At 33.2% G+C, this 23,201-nt stretch carries 21 protein-coding genes; all 21 read right to left on the minus strand.

Features of this window, described 5'->3' with window-relative positions; all coding sequences use genetic code 11:
- Nucleotide 1: 1 nt before the first annotated feature.
- The 21 genes from ACNQGB_RS09870 to ACNQGB_RS09970 all read right to left on the minus strand — a co-directional run bounded on the left by ACNQGB_RS09870 (nt 2) and on the right by ACNQGB_RS09970 (nt 23,184).
- Entirely contained in the window at nt 2-1,081 is a 1,080-nt protein-coding gene (locus tag ACNQGB_RS09870; protein ID WP_417946565.1) for a glycosyltransferase, read from the minus strand.
- Nucleotides 1,081-2,196: a glycosyltransferase gene (locus ACNQGB_RS09875; protein WP_417946564.1), complete on the minus strand. Its 1,116-nt coding sequence runs from the start codon at nt 2,194-2,196 to the stop codon at nt 1,081-1,083. The genes ACNQGB_RS09870 and ACNQGB_RS09875 overlap by 1 nt, the downstream gene beginning before the upstream one ends.
- Entirely contained in the window at nt 2,196-3,197 is a 1,002-nt protein-coding gene (locus tag ACNQGB_RS09880) for a glycosyltransferase family 2 protein (protein WP_417946580.1), read from the minus strand. The genes ACNQGB_RS09875 and ACNQGB_RS09880 overlap by 1 nt, the downstream gene beginning before the upstream one ends.
- A gap of 2 nt (nt 3,198-3,199) precedes the next feature.
- Entirely contained in the window at nt 3,200-4,744 is a 1,545-nt protein-coding gene (locus ACNQGB_RS09885; RefSeq protein WP_417946563.1) for a glycosyltransferase family 2 protein, read from the minus strand.
- A 50-nt stretch (nt 4,745-4,794) separates the two neighbouring features.
- A complete protein-coding gene (locus tag ACNQGB_RS09890; protein WP_417946562.1) occupies nt 4,795-5,955 on the minus strand; it encodes a glycosyltransferase family 4 protein in 1,161 nt (386 codons plus the stop codon).
- 90 nt (nt 5,956-6,045) lie between these two features.
- The gene (locus ACNQGB_RS09895) at nt 6,046-6,924 is read right to left on the minus strand and encodes a hypothetical protein (protein ID WP_417946561.1); all 879 of its coding nucleotides are present in this window, start codon (nt 6,922-6,924) and stop codon (nt 6,046-6,048) included.
- Nucleotides 6,924-8,357: an MBOAT family O-acyltransferase gene (locus ACNQGB_RS09900; protein WP_417946560.1), complete on the minus strand. Its 1,434-nt coding sequence runs from the start codon at nt 8,355-8,357 to the stop codon at nt 6,924-6,926. Before ACNQGB_RS09900 ends, ACNQGB_RS09895 begins: the two co-directional genes overlap by 1 nt.
- Before the next feature lie 22 nt (nt 8,358-8,379).
- Nucleotides 8,380-9,456 (minus strand): glycosyltransferase family 4 protein, encoded by a 1,077-nt coding sequence (locus tag ACNQGB_RS09905; RefSeq protein WP_417946558.1) that lies wholly within the window; start codon nt 9,454-9,456, stop codon nt 8,380-8,382.
- Nucleotides 9,447-10,838 (minus strand): hypothetical protein, encoded by a 1,392-nt coding sequence (locus ACNQGB_RS09910; RefSeq protein ID WP_417946557.1) that lies wholly within the window; start codon nt 10,836-10,838, stop codon nt 9,447-9,449. Before ACNQGB_RS09910 ends, ACNQGB_RS09905 begins: the two co-directional genes overlap by 10 nt.
- Before the next feature lie 154 nt (nt 10,839-10,992).
- On the minus strand, nt 10,993-12,117 hold the full coding sequence (neuC, locus tag ACNQGB_RS09915) for a UDP-N-acetylglucosamine 2-epimerase (protein WP_472777106.1): 1,125 nt from the start codon (nt 12,115-12,117) through the stop codon (nt 10,993-10,995).
- Nucleotides 12,118-12,877: 760 nt separating this feature from the next.
- The gene (locus ACNQGB_RS09920; RefSeq protein WP_417947594.1) at nt 12,878-13,918 is read right to left on the minus strand and encodes an N-acetylneuraminate synthase family protein; all 1,041 of its coding nucleotides are present in this window, start codon (nt 13,916-13,918) and stop codon (nt 12,878-12,880) included.
- Nucleotides 13,919-13,958: 40 nt separating this feature from the next.
- On the minus strand, nt 13,959-14,648 hold the full coding sequence (locus tag ACNQGB_RS09925) for an acylneuraminate cytidylyltransferase family protein (RefSeq protein WP_417947592.1): 690 nt from the start codon (nt 14,646-14,648) through the stop codon (nt 13,959-13,961).
- Between the two features lie 8 nt (nt 14,649-14,656).
- The gene (locus tag ACNQGB_RS09930) at nt 14,657-15,304 is read right to left on the minus strand and encodes a methyltransferase domain-containing protein (RefSeq protein WP_472777107.1); all 648 of its coding nucleotides are present in this window, start codon (nt 15,302-15,304) and stop codon (nt 14,657-14,659) included.
- On the minus strand, nt 15,288-16,214 hold the full coding sequence (locus ACNQGB_RS09935) for a glycosyltransferase family 2 protein (RefSeq protein WP_417945899.1): 927 nt from the start codon (nt 16,212-16,214) through the stop codon (nt 15,288-15,290). The genes ACNQGB_RS09930 and ACNQGB_RS09935 overlap by 17 nt, the downstream gene beginning before the upstream one ends.
- A complete protein-coding gene (locus ACNQGB_RS09940; protein ID WP_417945897.1) occupies nt 16,198-17,196 on the minus strand; it encodes a glycosyltransferase family A protein in 999 nt (332 codons plus the stop codon). The genes ACNQGB_RS09935 and ACNQGB_RS09940 overlap by 17 nt, the downstream gene beginning before the upstream one ends.
- Nucleotides 17,197-17,245: 49 nt before the next feature.
- Nucleotides 17,246-18,448 carry a hypothetical protein gene (locus ACNQGB_RS09945; RefSeq protein ID WP_417945896.1) on the minus strand — a complete coding sequence of 401 codons (1,203 nt, stop codon included), beginning with the start codon at nt 18,446-18,448 and terminating at the stop codon, nt 17,246-17,248.
- Nucleotides 18,445-19,356 carry a glycosyltransferase gene (locus tag ACNQGB_RS09950; RefSeq protein ID WP_417945894.1) on the minus strand — a complete coding sequence of 304 codons (912 nt, stop codon included), beginning with the start codon at nt 19,354-19,356 and terminating at the stop codon, nt 18,445-18,447. The genes ACNQGB_RS09945 and ACNQGB_RS09950 overlap by 4 nt, the downstream gene beginning before the upstream one ends.
- A gap of 8 nt (nt 19,357-19,364) precedes the next feature.
- Nucleotides 19,365-20,273 (minus strand): glycosyltransferase family 2 protein, encoded by a 909-nt coding sequence (locus ACNQGB_RS09955; RefSeq protein WP_417945892.1) that lies wholly within the window; start codon nt 20,271-20,273, stop codon nt 19,365-19,367.
- Nucleotides 20,274-20,276: 3 nt separating this feature from the next.
- The gene (locus ACNQGB_RS09960; protein WP_417945890.1) at nt 20,277-21,416 is read right to left on the minus strand and encodes a glycosyltransferase WbsX family protein; all 1,140 of its coding nucleotides are present in this window, start codon (nt 21,414-21,416) and stop codon (nt 20,277-20,279) included.
- Complete coding sequence (locus ACNQGB_RS09965; RefSeq protein WP_417945888.1) at nt 21,409-22,281, minus strand: glycosyltransferase family 2 protein; 873 nt, start codon at nt 22,279-22,281, stop codon at nt 21,409-21,411. Before ACNQGB_RS09965 ends, ACNQGB_RS09960 begins: the two co-directional genes overlap by 8 nt.
- 3 nt (nt 22,282-22,284) lie before the next feature.
- Nucleotides 22,285-23,184: a glycosyltransferase family 2 protein gene (locus tag ACNQGB_RS09970; RefSeq protein WP_417945886.1), complete on the minus strand. Its 900-nt coding sequence runs from the start codon at nt 23,182-23,184 to the stop codon at nt 22,285-22,287.
- Between the last annotated feature and the right edge of the window lie 17 nt (nt 23,185-23,201).

Below are 23,201 nucleotides of genomic sequence, written 5' to 3' on the forward strand. Positions count from 1 at the left end.
TTTACACTAGAATTGCCGCATACTTTTGTACTACTGCTTGAATAATCTTTTCTCTCGAATAGTTCTCGATCACTTCAAGCCTCAAATTTACAGCAATATGATTTCGAAAATCCGAATTACTTATCAATATTTTTAATTGATTTTGAAGTTCTTGAATATCATTCGGATTGAAAAGCAAACCACTAAAATTTGGCTTAATAAGACTCGAACAATAGCCGACATTAGTAGATAAAACTGCCAGTTGCGCTAATCCATATTCGAGTAAAACTAATGGAAATCCTTCAGCTGTTGATGCAAGTATTCCAATGGTTGCTTGAGATAAAATATGCTGAATGTCATCTTGAGCATCATAGATAAAAACACTAGTATTCAAATCAAAATTGTTAACATACTCTTTCAAAGCAGTTGAATAATCATCCTGAAAATCCTTGCCTACAAAATGCAAACTCCATCCCAAATCGCACAATTGTAATTGATGAAAGGCACAAAGTAACGCCATATGATTTTTAGGATTTTTTAAATTTGCAATACATACAATTCGTTTTCCCACCTGTCCTTTCAAAATAGTTGACTCCAGATTCACATTTGAAACCTCAACAAAATTGGGAATAAAAAATACCTTTTTAGCAAATAAATTACTGGTAGCCCATTCTTTCATTTTTGGGTTTACGACGAAAATAGCAGAAAACGTAAATGAAGACAATATAAGCGAAAGATTTTGCATCTGACTCTGCTTTTCTCGTATCCCTAAATGATCATGCCAAACCAATTTTATAGATGGCAAAACTAACTTTAACAAAAACGCAAAGAAAAACGAGGTGCCGTGTGCGTGAATAATTTCAATATTATTTTTTAAAATGAATTTTCGTAATTGGAGTAACGCAATACTATCCAACGTACTCCTTTTATTTAGAAACAAATACGGAACATTAGTGTTGATCTGATTTCGCAAATTACCTTCCTTTCGAGTAGCCACCAGTCCCGAAAAATCAATTTCATTAGACAACGCATTAGCATAATTTACTGCCATTCGCTCAGCACCTGCAGCCTCAAGTGAATCTATAATTTGAAGAACGCGCATTATTTTAAAATCTTTAGTATTTCTGATTCAAAAAGCTCTGTAGTATATTTTTGGGACCAAGTCGCCGCTTGATGTTGCATGTTGTCATAAAGAAGTTGATTTTTTATGATTTTTTCTATTTGTAAACAATCATTGGCTAAATCCATGGTCAGTAGTAACCCCCGATTTCCAAAGTCTAGCATAAAAGGAATACAAGAAACTTGGGTGGCAAGAGGAACACAACCCCAAAACATACCTTCTGCAATAGCTTTGGGCCAGCCTTCGCTAGCGGATGGCAAAATCACAAAATGACTTTCTTGATACGCTCTTTGAATTATTTCTGTACTTTGATTTCCTTTTAAAAAAACTACTGAGTCTAGCTGCATTGTTTCGATATAATTTTCGAGTAGTGTTCGTTCAATACCTTCTCCATAAATACACAAGCGCACCTGATGGCCTTTGCGATGTAAATCCTCTATCATTTTAATGGCGTATAAAGGATTCTTTCCTTTGACTAAAACTCCAACAAACGCAAAATCAATCGGTGTTTGTAATTTTTTTGGAACTAATCGCACTTTGACAATCTCAGAATAGCTCACCGTAAAAAAAGGATATATATTTTGAGACTGACCATCCCAAACTCCGTATACTAAAACTTTCATATTTCTGGTTAAGAAAGTATTGCTTAAAATCCAATGTTGCAATTGATACGACCAAGGCGTTTTAGATTTAGGATCCCAATTTCCAGCATATTTAGCGGACTTAGGCTTTTTAGGAAAAAGAATTTGAACCAAGCAACCCAATAACCCAACATTACCAGGGCAACGCAAATGAATGTGATCTGCAACTCGCATGGCTTTGTATAGGGTCCAAAACAAAATAGGAAGTTTAAAAAAAGTACGCAGAATAGCGTTAACAGTTAACAAATCAAAACTTGGAACCGAAATAAACTGCATGTTTTGATGGCTATAGGAAGCATCAATAACCGATAGCTCTTTACTTACTAAAGGAGCAACAACTACAAATTCATCTACATGTTTTGCCCAAATATTCATTTCGCTAACATAAGGCGAATACGCAAAGTACAGGTTGTCAACTTGATGATGCGGAACATTTGTGAAGAGTACAAACTTCATTACGATTTTAGTATTGGTTTATTGAACCACAAACTCCACCAACCTACAGTGCGCCCCAAAGCCTCAGTAAAAGCTTGCTTTTTTGTGGCAGTTGTAAATGCATTTGTAAATCTAATAGCCGTTAACAATACAGTAATGGCATGCCACTTGAACCAGTCTCTCCATTTTGGATCTGGATTTTTCACTCGCCAAACATACCAGCCATTTCGCACTACCATTTTCCCGTATTGGTATTGATTGGGTCTTCCCTCAACATCATGATAATGGTACAGTTGCGCTGCTGTATTCAAATATAGTTTTCCCATTTTTGCTATCCGTAAAGCAAAATCAGCATCTTCATACAAGCCATACCCTTCAAAATAATTTGAAAATTGTTGTTTTTCGAATACCTCTTTTCGATACGAAGAAACTCCTCCCATCAACAGCTCTACTTCATAAATTTTACCGCTTGGAGGCAGGAAACCCACACTTCTACCATGTGAATATAATGAGGAATAGCCAGGCGGACAATCACTATCTAATCCCAATTTCTTTCTTAAAATAAAACGGCTTCCATCGTTTCTTGTCCATCCATCAAAATAATATTCCGTTACTTTTGGCTGATAATCTACACCTACAAATTCGGTTTTAGACTCATTAATAATATAACCACCTGCACCCAAAGCTTCGGGATGGATTTCGTATGTTTTTAATAATTGTTCAAAATAATCCCGTTCTAAAACGGTATCGTCGTCTAGAAAACAAATTACCTCAGCATCAACATTTACTCTGGCGATACCATAGTTCCTTTGTTTGGTGAGTCCGCGTGTTTCCGGCGGTACGTTATAGTACTGCAAATTCACAAAAGTGCTTTCTGCAATTACTTTTTGAGTCGTTTCGTCTGTTGAACCATCTATAATTAAAATTTGATTGGGATAACACGTCTGTTTCGCAACCGATTGCAATAAGTTAAGCAAGGGCTGTGGGCGCATGTACGTGCATACAATTAAAGAGAAATTTATCATTACTTAGTTCTTTTTCCTAGTATTAACAATTTTCTAGCATAAAATAGGGATTTGGCAAATTGCCTATTTTTATAAGGTATTCGGATGAGACGCCATAAAAATCTGATTTTCGAACCTTTGAAAAGATACAGAAAAAAATGCTTTTTTTTGTATTCTAAAACTTGTTTTGCGCTGTAATGTTTAAGAATACCATACAAAACGGTTGGGCTAGGAACGGGCCTTATTCCGCTTACAGGCACATCCAGTTCCCAAGGTTGTTTTTTTCTTAGTTTTCCACTAATCTTTGCTTGGTTTCCCCAAAAACGATAACCGCCTGTTGCTGGTTTGAGGTGCAAGTTTACAGAAAAAGGATTATGCAAGACTACAACTCCAATTTGCGATAAGGACATCCCAAAATCACTATCCTCTCCGTATCCTCCGTCAAAATTAATATCGTTTCCTACTAATTGATTGACAAACATTCTTTTTACACAGGAATTAGCATTACTAAACATTTGTGTTGCGCCAACTATCCATCTTTTGGATTCATAATCCAATACATTTTTTTGTAAATCTTCCAAATCTTGAGTCTGATTATCGGCTCGGATATCCAAGCCATTGCAAGCACCGGCATTATAGGTTTGCAATAAACGAATATGATTCTCTATAAAATCTGGCGGAATACGAATATCGTCGTCCCCAAAAACAATATAATCCCCTTTACACAAAGCTATTGCTTCATTACGGGCGCGACAACTTCCCTGCGTATTTTGATGCTGAAACTGCACATCAAAAGGATAGTTATCAGGATTGTACAAACTGAAATTAAGTTGGTCGATTGGTGTTGCGTCTACAACAATTACTTGCGTTGGCAGATAGGATTGGTTCTTCAAATCATTCAATAAATTCACTGTAAAATCCTGCCGCATCATGGTTGGAATAATATAACTAACAGTTGGTTTACCTTGAATTGCATTCAATTTTCTTGGAGCTATTCTCGGACCTATCGGTCTTTTTTGAAAATTTTTTATCACATACAAAAAACCTTTCCATTCTTCTATTCTCCAAAAACCTTGACGGTACAACATGTAAAAAGAATGTTCTATTTTAAAATTTTTTCTAAAAAAAACATACCGGTCTCTGGCACTAATTTTAATTTTTTCATGAGTTGATAGCACAAACAAACCTTTAACATATAACGGAATTGCGCCTCCATTTCGCAAGGCATTATACCCAAAATCGAGCGCCATTAGTTGCTTATTTTGATACTCTTCATCAAATCCATTTAAGATATCCCAAACTGATTTCCGAATTACAAATGCGTTTGGATTAATTCTCCAGCTCACACATTGGTCTAAACCATCAAAATCATTTAAATACCAGAAAAAAACTGCCGTTTGATATACCAATTCTGAGAACGCATTTTTGTAACCTTGTTCAAAACTACTATGCCAAATATCTCCCGATTCGAGTACTAAAAATTCTAATTTTTCAAAATCAGGAGCTCCACAGTACAACAGTATCTCTCCTGATTTTGTTTGGTACTGCTTTAAATCGACTTTCATAAACTGTTATTTTTAGATGCTAGTCAGCATAGACACAAGCAATATTGCTGCTACTGATTTAATTTAGTGGTGACCACAGTTTGGTAAAATGATACACTTTGTTGCGCCACTGTTGTTGTACTGAATTTTTCAATAACACTTTTACGGGCTGATAAACCAAATTGATTTCGCAAATCAGGACTTTCAAGCAAAGTTACAATGCGATTAGCATACGCTTTATGCTGCGTTGGATGAACCAAATATCCATTGACCCCATCATCAATTACTTCACTAGCCCAGCCAATATTGGAAGCGACAATTGCTTTTTCCATCGCCATTGCTTCGATCCAGGAAACAGGTAAAGCTTCTGCAAATGTTGGAAACACACATACCGTTGTTTCTATAATGTGTCTTTTTATTTCTTGGTAAGGAACAACTCTTAAATAAGTAACATTAGCAATTGCCTCAGGTGTAAATAATTGCTGCATCATTTTCCAAGTCGACACATTCCCCGATTCAATATCTCGGACATCTTTACCCACTAAAATCAATTTGGTATCTGGACTTTTTCGAATGACTTCATTAAAAATCAATGGCAACTCCAACAATCCTTTTTTTCGAATTAAACTCCCAAAGTACAAGATAGAATTATCATTACTAATACTATCAACATCATTACTAAAGAGATTAGTATCAATACAATTTGGAATAATAGAAAAATTTTTATCTAAATGAAACACCGTATTGGTGGTATCAGCAGTAAACTGACTTACAGAGAGCAAAGCGTCAGCAGTATTAAGCGCTCGCTTTTCATGAAATTTATTAATCCATTTTACGGGACGCTGGTCTAAATGACAAAAATAAGCATCTGATCCGTTCAATTTCAGTACAATAGGACATTTTTTTGGACGTATAAACGAGGTGATTCCGGTCCAATCGGGAGCTTCAACCAAATCGATTTCCTTTTTTTGGTATAGGCTATCAATGATCCGCTGGAGTTTTTTTCTGGTAAGGTACCACGATAACCCTTTAAGTTTTACATTTTTTATCTGTTGAATGCAAATACCGGCATCATCAAAAATACTGTCTTCCTTTTGACCATATACCAAAACGCGAACAGTACAACCAGATGCCAATAGTCCGACTGCTAAATTTTTGATACTCGTTCCCAGTCCGCCAGAACTGCCAGTAAAAGCATGTGGATATTCAGGCGTTAGAAAAGCTATTTTCATCCAATTTTTTGATTTTTGAGTAACGATTTTTGGTTTCAGGCGTAATAAACTTGAAGTGATGCTTCGTATTTTTTTTAAAGTAGTATATGGTTATTTTTTTTTTAAAAAATCCTTAATAATTCTCATCGTAAACAATCTTGCTCCCGCATCATTCATGTGCCCACAAGAAGAGAAATACTGGTCGCCTTCTACTGCGTTTTCATAATTATGGATTTCAGGATAGATTTTATTTACTTTTTCAAAATAATCCAACCCCTTTGTATTGGCGCACATTGGCGTCATAACAGCAATTAAATTGATGTTATTTGCTTTACAAATTTTCTTTATTTCTTCGTAATATTTATTTCGTATTGGCTTTAAAGCGCTAATATCATTTTTCATATTCCCTTTTTTGTTTACCAAAGGATAATATCCCAAATTTTGAAGATGTGAGGTTTTTTTATGTATAAAATTGAAAAACATTTCTCGAAAACCAATTTGAGCATCGAAAACAATGTACCGGTAAAAAGGAATATAAAACAACTTTGAAAAATCCTTTTCCTGACTAAAATGTTTCTCTACTACACTCGAGTTATGAATGTAAGGTAAAAACTTAGAAGCAATTCCTTCTGCTCTTTTTTCATTAGACAAATTGAGATCTGTTTCAATAATCACGTTTTGAATTTTATATTTTCTCTCAATCATTAATTTCAAAATTAAAGATGCTTCGAATAAATGACCTCCGCTCATTCCGTAATTAAAAGTTTTCAAACCGTTTTTTTCAAACATAGGTGCTACGAAATGATTGTTCGCACGGGATGAGCCAAGAATAACAACATCATAATTCTTTGCAGTGGAGTTGTATACGTGTTCAATTTTTCCTCTCGAGGAAGATTGCAAATACACAGTGGTATATAAAAAGTCTAAAACAAAAGTAGTTACTACAGTTAAGACTACTATTTTTAAAGAGAATAATAAAAAATTTTTCATTAAAACTGGAAATATATAAATTCTTTATAATCAGAATAGGTTCCTAATGCTACAATTGCCGCCAGACATAATGTTAATTTCAGCCACGAATACTTTCCTGAAATAGGTTCAATTTGGGTTCTGCTGTTCCACTCCACCAGTACAAAAGCCAAAATCAGCAATAGCAATTCATAATTATAACGTTCGTTCTCCAGATATTGCGAATCAAAGCTAAGATCTAAAAACATTCGTTTAATGTAATCAAAAGCATCTCCAATTGATTTAGCTCTAAAAAATATCCATGCTAAACAGGTCAGTGCAAATGTGCTTAAAATGTTTAAAAACACTCGAACCGAACTAAAATCCCACTGCAATGAAACGGTTTCCATGTTGGATCGGTTTGTATTCAAAAGTAACAATGGCAAAAAATAAAGTGCATTGATAAAGCCCCAAGCGATAAAGGTCCAATTGGCTCCATGCCAAAAACCACTTACCAAAAAAATGATAAACGTGTTCCTTATTTTCATGCCAATGCCTCCACTGCTACCGCCCAAAGGAATGTACACATAATCCCGAAACCAGGACGACAATGAAATATGCCATTTGCGCCAGAATTCAGCAATATCTCTAGAGAAGTATGGATAATTAAAATTTCGCAACAAATCAATCCCAAAAAGCTTTGACATTCCCAATGCCATATCTGAGTACCCTGAAAAATCGCCATAAATCTGGAAAGCAAAATACACGGCTCCCAAAAGCAACGAAAGCGAATTCATAGATTCATAATGATCAAAAATAGCATTGGCATAGGTAGCGCATGTATCAGCAATGACTACTTTTTTTAATAAACCCCAAATAAATTGGTAGATTCCTTCTTTTGCTTTTTGATAATTAAAACTGCGTTTTACTTTTACCTGAGGCAGCAAGTGGGTCGCTCGTTCTATAGGACCTGCTACTAGCAAAGGGAAATAACTAACAAACAACGAATAATCGACAAAGTTATATTCGGCCCTTATTCTTTTTAAATAGATGTCAATTACATAAGATAGACCATGAAAAGTATAGAAAGAAATACCAACAGGGAGAACAACATTTAATAGTAGCGGACTCGTTTGCAGTCCAAAACCATTCAAAAGTTGAGAAAAAGAATCTGCAAAAAAGTTGTAATATTTAAAAATCCCCAAAAAACCAAGGTTCATACTAATACTCAACCAAAACCAAAATTTCCTGCTATTTTCAGATTTAGCTTTCTCAATTTGGATTCCAGTATAGTAATCTAAAAAAGTGGAAAAAACCAGCAAGAATAAGAAACGCCAGTCCCAGCAAGAGTAGAAGTAATAACTCGCAAGTATTAAAATAGCATTTTGAGTGCTTTTATTTTTATTGAAAACGAACCAATATAATACAAATACAAGTGGCAAAAAAAGAGCAAAAGAAAGGGAGTTGAAGAACATAATATCGTATTGTAGGGCTGTGCTAAATTAATTTCAAATAATTATCCACCATCGAATCTAATGAAAAACGAGTTTCAATTAATGCTCTGGTATTTTGAGTGCTTTTAAAATCGCCCAAATATACTTTTTTAATTACATGTTGTAGCGCCGAAATATCTTTTGCAGCAGTAATAAAACCATTTTTATTGTTTGTTATCACTTCCTCGTTACCGCCAACATTAGTTGTAATTACAGGGACATTTGCCGCTAAACTCTCCAGAATAGACAAGCTAAAACACTCCATGTGTGTGGGCTGCAACATATAATCATACTGACAATAAAGCTCTTTTAAGTTCGAAACACTGCCTTTAAAAATAAAATTAACCTCCAATTGTTTGTCCCGTATTTTATTTAAAAGGAAAGCTTTATAAGGACCGTCACCATAAATATCGATTACCAATTTAGATTTTATAGCAACAGGTAAACGTGCAACAGCCTCGATTAAATCTTGAATCCCTTTTGACTCTCTTAAGTGTGACGTTACTAAAAATGTAGGGTTTGTATAATTCCTTTGAGGTCTTACTTTTATGTCGTCAATAATAACGCCGTTGTAAATGGTTTTTATCTTATGCTGTAAGTGATTACCAAAATCATATACTAATGCATTTACCGTATATTGAGAAACGCCAACAAACAAATCAATATATCTTGAAAAGAGTATTCCTTTTAATCTTTTTTCTATTTTCTTCTTTACCGAATAGCCGTTTAAAGGTCTAGGATTATGATCAACTGCAATAACTTTTGCATTAGAAAACCTTTTAATTTTATAAAAAAATGGCGTACACAATTCTACAAAATGAGTAATCACATGAGTATAGCTTGGATTATTTTGAAAACAAAAATCAAGAAAAAAAGACTCCACATTTTGATTATTACTATCAAAAATTGTCAGATTCCCATATTCTCCATGCTCAGATCGATTCGGAAAAAACCAATGTACTTCTATATTATTCTGCTTACACTTAGCGTCAAATTGCCAAAAAAAATAATCCATTCCACCTACTCGTTCAGGGAGCAATTCATAATTGCATAGAATCGCTATTTTTTTATTTACACCCATTTTAATAGTGTTGCTGCAATTCGGTTTCCTGTGTTTGAAACTGGTTTACTCACTTGTAACTGCAATAATTTTTTTCGATTTACGGAATCTAAATATGGATTTTCTAGGTATACTTGTATGGCATTGACCAGTTCGTCTTGAGTTTTTACAATTTTAGTAGCGTTACTGTTCACTACATTGACAATATGGGCGTAGTTTAAAAATCGTTGGTCATCGTACAATCCGTTTGTAGCAGTGCCAAAAACAGTATTAATTACTGGCTTATCAAATTGAATAAAATCCAAACTCATTGTAGACAACATATTGATATTCAAATCAGAAAACTCCAGTAAGCTTCTCAAATCTTTGATGTCTTCAATAGTCGGTATGCGTTGTGACCAAGCTTCTTGGTGTCCTTGACGCGATAAATCCCATTGGGGATAATTCCATTTTATAAAAGGATATCGTGCTACATAGGCAGCAAAACGTATCGGATCTTCAGCCGGTGATGTTCGCACAATAAAATTTATATTTCTAATTTTTTTGGCGATAATCGCATCTGCAATAGTTTCAATATACAATTCATCATTTTTACTCGTTGAAATATCCCCACAACTAAAACAAATCGTTTTCAAAGTATCATCTAAACTGAACTTCTCTACAAATTCGGCTTTAGTTACTTGGTACCTTTCTAACACATAAGGTTCAAATTGTGGCGTTCCAACCACCTGAATATTTCCTCCTTCAACTGAAGTGTAAAACTGTTGCAATTCGGTTTTCATTAATTCACTCCAAACCAAATAAAAATCAAAATTGGCTGCCATTCTTCCTTTGGAAGCCAAATTATCCCAAGAAAAAATAAATGTAGCGGTCTTCACTTTTAATTGCGCTGCCTGAAAAACCAGAGGGGCAATATAAGGCGGTCGCTGGTGAGTAAAAAACAATAAATCAAAATTCTCGTTTTCTAAAATTGTTTTATATTGAGTAGTTATCGAATTACTTTTAAATGATTTATGTTGCCAAAAATTAAAGCGTTGAATCCATTTTTCAGAATGCAGAAAGGCGGTAAGTTTAAAAATAAAACGGGTTGCATAACCTCTCGGTGATTTAGATGCGGTAGTGTTGACTCTTAAACTATCTTGAATTCCAAAATTATTATTTTTATACAATTGCAAATGCGCTATTTCTTTGGCTTTTCGAAAAAACCATGTTTTGAACCTTTCTTCAAAAACATCCAGTTCAATAATTCTTGATTGCGTAACAAAGCCTCTATAGATGTGGTCTGGCAAACAAGAGAGTATGACTACCTCATCGAATAATTTCTCGGCTTCTGCCAAAAAATCGCTCAATATAAAATTCCGGAACCCTACTCCATCAGTAATTACAACTCCAAGTTTTTTCATTTGGTCAATTTTCTATAGATTTTCTCGTAAAATTTTAGCACGAGCTGCTCTAGTGCAAAAGTACTTTTTTTGTAAAGCTTTGTTTGAATTGACAATGAGTTTTTTGGAACTGTAGTTATTAACGCTATTGAAGAAGTATCCAAATCCTTAAATATTAAAAATTATCTTTGAACTGTTTCTGATGATTGATCTCCCAAAAACTGCTCATTTGAAGGGTTTTTAGAAATAATTGAGCACTATTTCCTGCTCCAAAATGAGCTGTATCAGTACTAACTTTATGTGAAACTACACTTTTTAAAGCATGTTTGATATTGTTTATATCATAATCCACATTTATAATATCCGAATTTAGCACTCTATTTTGTTGGCGTGTGCCAATGTTTATAATCGGAATTCCGTAATACGGTGCTTCCCGAATTCCGGCACTACTGTTCCCGATAATAAATTGTGCATTTTTTAATAAGGTTAAAAAATATTCAAATCGAAGGGATGGAATAATACGAAATCTAACATTGCCTTTTAATTTTTGATATTCATCAATTATACATTGGCTTCCTAAATCGTTGTTGGGATAAATAACGATATAATTATGGACATCGGTTTGTAAGGCAGCTACAAAATTTTGAACGTAGGCTTTCATCGCAATAGCTTCGGTTGTCACAGGATGAAACATTACAATAGCAAAATTCTCAAAAGGAATTTCGTAATATTTTTTTACGTCGTCAATATTTGGTAAGTCATCGGAAAACATAATATCAATATCGGGAGAGCCAATAGTATGTATTGAAGATTCCATTTCTCCCATTTGTTTTAAGCGCCTTGCAGCGTCATCGTTTGAAACAAAATGAATGTGACTGAGTTTAGAAACACTATGTCGAATTAGCTCGTCTACTGTTCCCGAGAGTTCGCCACCTTCTATATGAGCGACTAGAATATTGTTGAGTGAACCCACAATAGCGCCCGCTAAAGTTTCTACTCGATCTCCATGAACTACAATTAAATCAGGATCTACTTTTTTGCAATAGCTAGACAATCCTTCGATGGTTTTAGCCAAAGTCAAATCCATGGTGGTTTCGTGAGTACTATTTTCAAACGTATGCACGTTGGTAAAATTACAGCGTTCAATTTCAATCAATGTATATCCGTAGGTTTCTTGTAAATGCATGCCTGTAACAAAAACAAATACTTCAAATTCTGGATCATTATCTAGTATCGAAATGAGTGATTTTATTTTACCAAAATCAGCTCTTGTTCCCGTTAAGAAAACTACTTTTTTCATTTTCAAATTTTAATCTTATTGAATCACAGCCAATCTCGACTGTGCTCGATTTAATATTGTGTGATTGAGATTGTTTTTTTTCTATTCAGAACTGTTTATTATATATTTCTTTAAATAAACTCTTGAAAGTACATGTTCCACATAACACACCCATAGCCCCTCTCAAGAGGGGAATTCAATTATTGCTACTATTGTTATTTCTCAACAGTTTTGTCAATTAAAAATCTTTCTTCATTTACGTTTCTCACTCCCCTCAAGAGGGGAATTCGAATATTGCTACTATTGATATTCTATTTGTTAACGAATTTACTTTAGGAAAACTTGTCTAATTACACACCCCTAGCCCCTCTCAAGAGGGAAATTCGAATATTGCTACTATTGTTATTCAATTTGTCAACAGGTTTGATTTTAGGAGAACTTGTTTAAGTACGCACTTCTAGCCTCTCTCAAGAGGGGAATTCGAATATTGCTACTATTGTTATTTAATTTGTCAACAGGTTTGATTTTAGGAGAACTTGTTTAAGTACGCGCTTCTAGCCTCTCTCAAGAGGGGAATTCGAATATTGCTACTATTGTTATTCAATTTGTAAACAGGTTTGATTTTAGGAGAACTTGTTTAAGTGCGTGCTTCTAGCCTCTCTCAAGAGGGGAATTCGAATATTGCTACTATTGTTATTCAATTTGTCAACAGGTACGTCAATTAAAAATCTTTCTTCATTTACGTTCCTCGCTCTACTCTTGAGAGGGGTTGGGGGTGTTTTCATTCAAAATCAGAAAAGTCTAACTGTTCGTCATTCTCAATATCACGTATTGCAATTTTCCCCAATACTTCATTAAAATGTTCTGCTAAAATTTTCCCTGTTCCTGGACGTTTTACCCAAATATTTTCTTTGGTTAATACCTCCCCTGTCTTTATAGTAGCAATAGTGCAAACAGTTGCAAAAGCAAAGTCTATTGTAACTTGTTCTTCTAAAGCTGGTTCCTTAGTCCCGCCGCGCATTTGCCATATTTCATTGGAAGAAACAATCAATTCAGATGTGGTTTTTTCATCCATACTGCACACAATATCTGGTCCTGTACGTTGCATGTGATCTGTAAAATGACGTTCTAAAATGCTCGCACCCAAAGCGACTGCTCCCAAACAAGCATTGTTGTTCAAGGTATGATCAGAAAGTCCAAATACCTTGTCAGGAAAGGCTCCGTGCAATTGTGTCATAGCGCCATAACGCACCAAATGAATGGGTGTAGGGTATAAATTTGTCGTATGTAAAAGTGCTACTGGAATGTTGAGTTTGTCAAAAATAGCAACCGCTTTTCTAACACTTTCAATTGTATTCATTCCAGTGCTTAGAATTACAGGTTTTCCAAAAGTAGCAATGTGCTCCAATAGTGGGTAATTATTGCATTCACCAGAACCTATTTTGTAGGCATGAAGATCCATTTTTTTCAACCTTTCAGCTGCAGCACGAGAGAAGGGCGTTGATATAAAAATCATTCCCTTGCTTTCAACATAATTTTTCAATTCCAGTTCGTCACTTTCGTTCAATGAACAGCGTTCCATAATTTCATAAATAGATACGCTTGCATTACCTGGAATTACTTTTTTGGCAGCGCCACTCATTTCATCTGCAACGATATGCGTTTGGTGTTTCACAATTTCTACTCCTGCACGTTTTGCTGCATCGACCATTTGTTTAGCAATTTGCAAAGAACCTTCATGATTGATACCTATTTCGGCAATAACTAAAGGCGGGAAATCTTGGCCTATTTTTCTACCAGCAATTTCTATATAAGGATTCATAATACCAGTTAGGAGTTATATCGCTCGAGGTGACAATTATTTAAGTTTTATCCGAGCGCTGTCGAGACACTTTTTTTATTAAATATTCAGCGTAATCGAAATCTTCTTGTGTGTCAATATCAACTTGGGCAAAAACATGATTTACAAGGTAAGGAAATGCTTGTTCTGAGATGATACGATTCTCCAAAATAAGTGCAGCTTTTGTGATATAAAGCATTCCATTCTCAAAATAAAGCGGCTTTAGATCTTGGCTGCGTTGACCTATTTCGTAATTGAACGGAACAAAGATCCCTGATTTAATTTCTCCAAATTTCTGATGGTTTTGAGTAACGGTAAACAAACTATCGACTTTTTCATTTTGGAATTTCTCAAAGCACTCTTTTAACAAATTTAGTGGGCGCAACGGATTAGTGGGTTGCAATACTATTACGTTTTCAACTTCATCATGAATCGATTGCAGTACGTGTCGCAAAACAGAAACCGTAGGTTCTAAATCACCCGAGAGTAAGGCTGGTCGATCAATCACTTGGGCTCCAAAAGCCAGAGCAATTGCTTTGATTGTTGAATCATCAGTTGAAACATAAACCGCATCAATGATGTCGCTATTGGCTTGCGCATATAAAATACTGTGCACCAGTAACGGATAATCGCCAAGCAAAAGCCTATTTTTATTAGGCAATCTTTTAGACCCTCCACGAGCTGGAATTATGGCAATGGTTTTACTTTTCATTTTCAAAATTATTTTTTTCTTGCAACTATACCATAACTCATTCCTATTGCTTTTGGATTTCTTTTTTCGAGAATTGTTTCTATTTTTCTTTTAAACATATCTTTAAAATTAGAATTTCTATTTTTTGAATTAGATATATCTATACAAGCATACTCTAAAATTTCAAATCCACATTCTTCAAGAAAAAAGCGAACGATATGCTCCCAAGGAGTAAAAACATGATGCTCAACGAGGTGTTTTTCTTGAAAGGAAAAAAGTCTTCCTTTTAAAAACAAGTTGACAGTGTTTTGGCTTGAGCTAGGATTTGGAGTAGTTAAAATTAAAATCCCTCCTACTTCCATATGATTAGTTATATTTTGCAACCCTAATTGTGGATTTCCTAAGTGTTCTAAAACCTCTAAAAAAACGACTGCTCCTGCATTTTTAGCTTCAATTGGGCACGATTTGTTTAAATTCCAAATTATGGCTTTGTCAATTTTTCTAACATAATCAAAAGGTTGCCAAGTTGCTCCAAGCGATTCAATTTTGTTTTGCATGTGTCCAAAACCAGATCCTACATCACTAATAATAGTATTGGGGAAAGTTTGATAATATTTATCAAGCATTTCATTTGCAAAAATTGCTCGGTCTTTATATATTTTAATTTTTTCTTTCATCTTTTGGTGACCAATATATTTTTGTGTCCGGCAACTTTCGATAAGATTTTAGTTCATCGTATTGTAGTCGGTTAGAATTTTTTAAAAGTTTTGGAATATGAATGATAACATCGCCTAAAGCTTGCACTATTGCAAGAGCTGCCATTACATCTCCCTTTAAAACTTTGTTTCTAATTTGCATCCACAGCGAATAAAAAAACAATCTTGGAATAGTTTTCAAAGGGTAAAACATAAGATACAGATACCATCCCGATCGCAAAGATCGTCTTAACCGCAACCGGTAATCGATTGCTTTTTTTCGTAATTTAATATCTACCCGATGATGCACCAGAACGCTTGGTAGGTAGTGAATTTCGACGTTTTTTTTAAATGAATGATATCCTGCAAAGTCCTCTTCACCATAAAAAACAAACCACTCTGGATAATTCGGAACTTTGCGCCATGCATCCATTTTCCAAACATGACCACAACCGACATATCCTTTTACACGACTGGGCATTTGATTCGTGCATGTAATCGCTGGTTCGGTAACTCCCCAAAAAATGCGGAATCCTAAAACCCCACAATTAGGATTGTTTTGAAAATAGTTTTGTACTACATCGAGAGGATTTTCAGTCAAAAAATGAGCATCGTCATCTAGAGAAATAGCATATTGGGCAGTTGTTGTTGCTAATAATAAATTCCTACTAAAAATTAATCCTTTTGAAATCTCATTTCTTAAAATACTTATCTTAGGATAATTTTCTTTAATAAATGCTATGGTTCCATCTGTAGATCCATCATCGCAAATAATACATTCTAGATCACCTCTGTCTAATAGATTTTGAATTTTTAGTAAAGTATATTTTAAATCAAGCAAACGATTTTTAGTGGTAATGAGTATAGAGACTTTTTTAATAAACTTTTCCATATACAAGAGCAAATATTTTTTTAATAATCATTTTACGCAAACTATACACCTTACCTTCAAATTTGGAATTGAATACATCTTTCAAAATACTTGTTTTCAATTCAAATTGTTGCGTTTTTTTGTTTGACGAATTATTTATTATAATATCAGTCATCCATTCATCCATTTCATTTCCGATATGATATGCGAAATTTTTATAAGTAGCCAATCTTAACTTTCCTGCTTTATCAATGGGAACATCAATATAATTATGTTCCGAATTCGATCCGACTAGTGTCAATGACGGATTCGATGGAGTTGTCATAAATAAAATATTTCTATCAATAGTTAGCACCTGATGAGCACTACCTATAATAGCCTTTACACCTTTATTTTCTACAACCGGCCATTTTTTATTACTATCAGTGTCTAAATCCCAATTAATGCTTGATAAGAATCTATTGTAATCCTTCATGTTTTTAGGTAGAGCAATAAATCTAAACTTTAATTTTCTTAATAAAATTTGTTTTAATACCGAGCTAGTTCCCGCATACATACCTGTCCGAACCGGAATAGGGGAAACCGATCCAACGTTTGGAAATGTAGAAAAGATCTCTTCAACATTTTCCTGCCAACCATTACAAAACAAAATATCAGAATCCGTTAATGTAATAATTTCTTCTCTTGATGCTCTCGCCGCACCAATTTGAGCATCAATTTTTCCAATATTATATGCATGAGTAATTAAGGTATCTATCTTATTTTGTTCTGAATAAAAGTTTAGTAAATCCCCAACCTTTCTGAAAGATCCGTTATTAACTACTGTAATAGCGGCGTGGCAATTTATTGTTTCAAACAATGACTCCAAACATGATTTAAGAACAGTTATAGCATTTTCATAAAATCCTTCTTCATTAGGAATATAAACCACAACTACAATTCTATGATAGGTGGACATATTTAATTTTTGCACGTCTTTAAAAGGATTTATTCCGATTCGCATAGTTACAGTGTTGGTAAAAATTAAAAATTTTAAAACTATTTATAAAAAATTAAAGAGAAATAATTTCATCAATGCTTTTTTTAAAATTATCATCACTAAAATAATCTCCAAATGGGTGAACGACTTCATTTGACTGCAGCCTATTTTCTATTAATAATGCTAATTTTTCTTTAATCTCTTGCTTATCATTCATATTAGCAATGTAGGACTTGTCTTTTATGATATTCCTGAGTTCGCTTCGCAACGGAGACAAACACAATACTGGTTTATTGTAAGCCGCTAAAAAAGGGGCTTTGCCTACTAGAATATTACAATATAACGGTCCATTTTCTAAAATAATAGTTATATCCGTTTCATGAATTTGCTCATTGGATGAATTAGAAAAATTCAAGCAATCCAAGATCTTTATATTTTGAATCTGCTCATATTTTTTTGCAAGACGGGCGTTATCTTGACCTCGAAGTCTTAAAATAAATTCTGTATTTTTCTTATAATTACTATTTTCAGAAATTAATTCTTGGTAAGCGTCTAAAAGATTGTCTGCGTTGCGACCAAATTGAATGGCTCCATGATACGAAATAGCAATTTTTTTAGTTTTTTTGACTACACCACTTTGGTCTGAAAAATCAAAAGCTTCAAGGGAAAACTGATGTGGCAAAGTATAGAATTTTTTTCTTGATCCATATAAATATTGCATATCTTGTGATAATAATTCCGTCGCCATGCACGATTTAGACTGAAAAATTACTCGTTGCATTTCTTTCAATCTAAACAGGTCTAAGTTATTCAAACTATTTTGAGAACCTGTACACCAAAAATTAGGATATGGCTCATTAAATGTTAATATCGATTGTTTTAAAATAGGTAAGTCTTTTGCACCAAGTATAGTTTCGCAGTCAAGACCCGCACTTCGAATAAAAATATGGTTGTATTTCCGGTAATCTATATTTGCAATGTAAGAGCCATAAACTTTATGAATGTGTCTTTCATTTAAAGAGATATGAAATAATCGCCAATAAAACCGGTTCTTAAATTTTGTGAAAAAAGGTATTTTTAAATTTAAAACATGTGTTTCAATATTATTTATTGGTAATAAATGCAATTGATCATCGCTAGGATGATTTTTTAAGTATACTACATCAATAATAGAATCAGGATAAGACTTTCGCAATTTGACTAGAAAAGACCTCGAAATAATTCCTTGACTTGTTCCTGAAATTCTCAAATCTTGTTCTATAATTAAAAACTTCATTGAATAATTTTTTTAAAAACCATCCGACCCATTTTTAAAATAAAGATCAAATATCTTGTTATATAAAATTGAGAGAAATATAGTCTGGTGAATGTTATCCAAAAATGCAAATAACGCTTATTATCTATAAAAGTGTTTTCAAGTCTTGATAGTAAAAACTGCTGTTGCAAAGCATTAAAGTATTGAGATTTTTTATCAATTAAGTAATAATAAAATGCATAAGTAGCGATATTTTTATTGACTAGATTATCGTTTTTACTTGTTATGTTTTGACCACTTAATCTAAAATAGACTAAAGCCTCATTTATTGTGAAAATATTTTTAAAATCTGAAAATTCTAAAACTCCTAATAAATCACTGTACCAAGCAAGTGGAAAATCTATGAATTGTGTAGTTATCAATGTGTTTTTATGAAAAATATATTCACTTAATGAGCTTCTTGTATGACCTTGTAATTTCCGCATTACAAAATCTACACTGTTTTCTATTTTTGGATGGTAATAAATATCTGAAATTAGTTTGTTATCTTGATTAATAACTTGTGTTGCAAATCGTACTACTTTATAGTCATTTGAATTTATTTCACTTAAATTTGCGTAAAAAGATGCTACACAATTTTCTTGTAGGACATCATCATCACCTAAAATCATGATCCATTTCTCATCATGAGTCTTCGTAATACAGCGCTCCCATTGCCGAACTAAGGAAATTCCACCAAGATTGTCTTGAAACCTAGAATATTCAAAATCAAACTTTCCGTTGTACTTTTTTAATAAATCATTTGGATTTTCAGGACTAGCATCATCACCTATATACACTTTAAAATGCATATTGGTTTGAATTGACAAGGATGCTAAGGTGGCGTCAAAAAAAGAGTGTTTGTAGTATGGAATTACTATTGCGAGCAAATTAATGTTTATTTATTTAGTTGTAGAGAATGAAATATTTTTTTTGCGATTACCAACAAACCGACTGTTTTTACTACTTTTTTACATAGTAACCCAAATTGAAATGTATTGGATTTTTTTAAAGCATCAGTCCTATTTCGCCAATACAAAATACTATTATTAGACCTAATTAGAGCTGATTCATATAATAACTGAAAATCACTATCCTTTAAAAAAGGTTTTAAATAGCGTATCGCTAATAATGTTTCATCAAAAAATCCTTCTGCATTGGTTCGCCCAAAAGGATTTCTGCGATACAAAGCCAATGGTTTTTGTAGATAAAATATTTTGGGTTTCTGTTGAAAAATTAACAACCACATTACCCAATCTTCTTGGGCTGTTAAATCTTGTGGGAAAGAGATATTTTGGAATAGACTGGCCTTAAAAAACCAACAATGACATGGAACAGTAAAGCCATCATTCCAATATCTCGCAAGATTATAAAAATTAAATTCAAAATGATCCAAATTTGAAAAAGGTGGTTCAGCTACTTTTACTTTTGCAGAAAACACCAGATAATTGGAGCAAACTATATCTACTTTATATTTTTGTAAAGCATCAATCGATAGTATTAATTTATCAGCTGCTAATAAATCATCCCCATCAAGAAATTGTACATATTCTCCTTGTGCAATTCGCAATCCATAGTTTCTTGCAGCACTAACACCCAAATTTGTGGTTTTACAATATTGAAATCTTTTGTCTCTTTGTACCCAATCAAGTATAATTGATTCACTGTTATCTGTACTCCCATCATTAATTAAAAGACATTCCCAGTTTTGATATTGTTGTTGGTAAACAGACTGTAGGGTCTCTTCTATAAACGAGGCTTGATTGTAGCACGGGATTATAATTGAAATAAGTGGATTGTGTTCCAAAATTTAGTTTTTATGTTCTAATTGTTCTTTAACTTCCTTTAAAGCTTGTAACCATTTCAAACCAAATTTAGCATCAGGTTCTAAATGATTCCCTTCTGCCCATTCATTCCATGATTTTATGACTACAATTTTAGATTGGTTAGCTTTCTTTAACAAGTCGCATACTGTACTTTCTAAGTGTACTTTCCATGTTTCTGGAGTAGCATTTCTAAAAATCATTGCTTTATTGCCGCTTCGTGCAGTATTATCCCAGTTTGGAAAAACGCATGGAATATGCTTTTCATTGTTAAAAGTCATATTCATTTTTTCCACACCCCTTTTATAATCAAAAATTAAGGGTTTAGAACGGCTGTCAATATGATTATTGGGCTTTAAATAATCTCTTACAACTTTTTTTATTTTTCGTTCTATTTTCGCGAAAATTCCTTTCTTAAAAAATAAAATTTCTTGGCCATATCGCATCCGCATAAAAACATCGACACCAACTTTTCCAAAAATAAATTTATTATTCAAAACAATATCTGAACAAATTGTTGCTATAAAATGAATGCCATCAAATCCATTAGCGATGGCTAAATCGTTAAAAATAGTTATAAATTCTTCATGATTTGGTATATCATCAAACCTATACACATGAAACATTGGCCTATTATCAATCTTGATATACCGTTCATCTTGAAAAAAGGGAAGTAAATAATTGAAATAATCTATGTAATCTTGATCCCCTTGATACGTTTGCTCTATTAAGGTATCTGGATTATCTAAACCATGCCAAATTCCTTTCCATGTTTCATTTGCCCAACAAAAACAAAAAGGCAATACGATATTTTTATTTTTCAACATCGCTTCAGCAGGTTTTTCAAGCAACATTTTACCATTTCCAAACCAATATTGATAATAAATAAAACCATCAACACCATATTCTGTAGCCAACAGAGCTTGTTGAGCTTGAATTTCGGGCACACGTAAATCATAAAATCCTAAATCTGCAGGTAAAATAGGTTGATGATGCCCTTTAAAAAGTGGTTTTGCTTTGGTTACATTTGTCCACTCTGTAAAACCTTTACCCCACCATAAATCGTTTTCAGGAATAGGATGATATTGAGGTAAATAATAGGCTAGAAATTGAATTTTATTATCCATAGATTATATTTTTCAATTTATTGACAAGAATTACAATAATTGGGGGTACACATAAAAATATGATAGATTTTACTATCTTTTTATAGGATTTTTTTTTTGCTGGCAACAAAGGGAACTGATCAGTATACATTTTATTCTTACTTCTTTTTTCTTTGTAGACTAAATAAGCATTATTCATTTTCACTTGATTGCTCATCATACTTTCAGAGTGTAATCTAATTAATGCAAATGAATTTAAAAAGTAACCAATATGTTGAAATTTCAATTTATGCAAAGCACATCTAGTATGGAAATCCCAATCCTCTAATGCAGATAAATCCGTGTCAAATAAACCTATAATATTAAAAACATTTCTTTTATAAAGTGGTGCGCTAATAACCATCGGATTTCTAAGATTTAAAACATTTATTATATCAATATCGTGTTCCATAATTGCAATTTCAGGTAAAAAATTGTTCCTCCCGAGTATTAGCTTCTCATTTTGATTTTTGCCAAAGTATCTATAACCAGAAACAGATATGTCTATTGTGGGATGGTCAAGCATAAAAGCTAACTGGTATTCCAACTTACTTTTTTCGATTAAATCATCTGAATCTAAAAACTGAATAAACTCCCCCACAGCAACAGCTAAACCTGCATTTCTCGCACTACTCAATCCACCGTTTTCTTTATAAATATATTTAAATCTTAAGTCTTTTTCTACCCATTTTTGTGCTATTTGTTTTGTATCATCTGGACTTCCATCATTAACAATAATACATTCCCAATTAGTATAAGTTTGATCTAATACTGATTGCAACGCCTCATGTAGATACTGCGCTTGATTATAACAAGGGACGATTATTGAAATTGAGATGTTATTCATTGATCAATAATAGAATGATTTTAAAAATCGTTTTATCAACTTTATAGTGTTTTGAGAACCTAAATACATAATAGTCACGTTTAGTAATGAAATCCACTCGCGAATGCTTAAATTTCTTTCTTTTAGAATTTCGAATTCATATGTACGTGCAACATTATGTAGTTGCTCAGTATTAAATAATCTAGTCTTCTTAAAAAGTATATACTTGCAAAACAAAAGTTGTGATTCATTTTTTAATTTCAAGTTATCACTTTTACCTGAAATGTTTAGAGAAGACATTCTAATATAAACTATACTTTCATTAATAGTAAATATAGGTTTTTCACCAGAAAAATCAATCCATGCAGTATCGTCACTATTCCATGCCAAAGGATATTCTTTAAATCTATGTTCTTCATACATAGATTTCGAAAAAACATATTCTGACAAGGAACTTCTACTCAAGTTTCTATATTTCCTCCAATATGATTGAGGGGCAAGTTCCCAAACAGGGTGCTCAAAAATAGCCGATATTCCTCCTAAAGATTCATCTTTAATTTTTGTTGCAAATCGTATTACGTATGAATTAGTCGAAAAGTGATTGAAATTTTTATACCATGATGCTACAACGTTTTCTCCCAAATAATCATCATCACCCAAAATCATTATCCACTCTTCATTATCCGATAATGCAATACATCTCTCCCATTGTTGTGTAAGTGAAGTTCCTCCTAAATTATCTTTAAATCTATGATATAAAAAATCAAACTGTCCTTTATACTTTTCTATTAAATTGGATGGATCTTCTGGACTCGCATCATCCCCAATGTAAACTTTGAAATCTTGGCACGTTTGTGCTGCCAAGGAAGCCAAAGTAGCCTCAAGGAAAGTGAGTTTGAAATAAGGAATTATAATAGCGAGCATTTAGTTTAAAATTAAAT

It is taken from the genome of Flavobacterium frigidum (assembly GCF_048286795.2).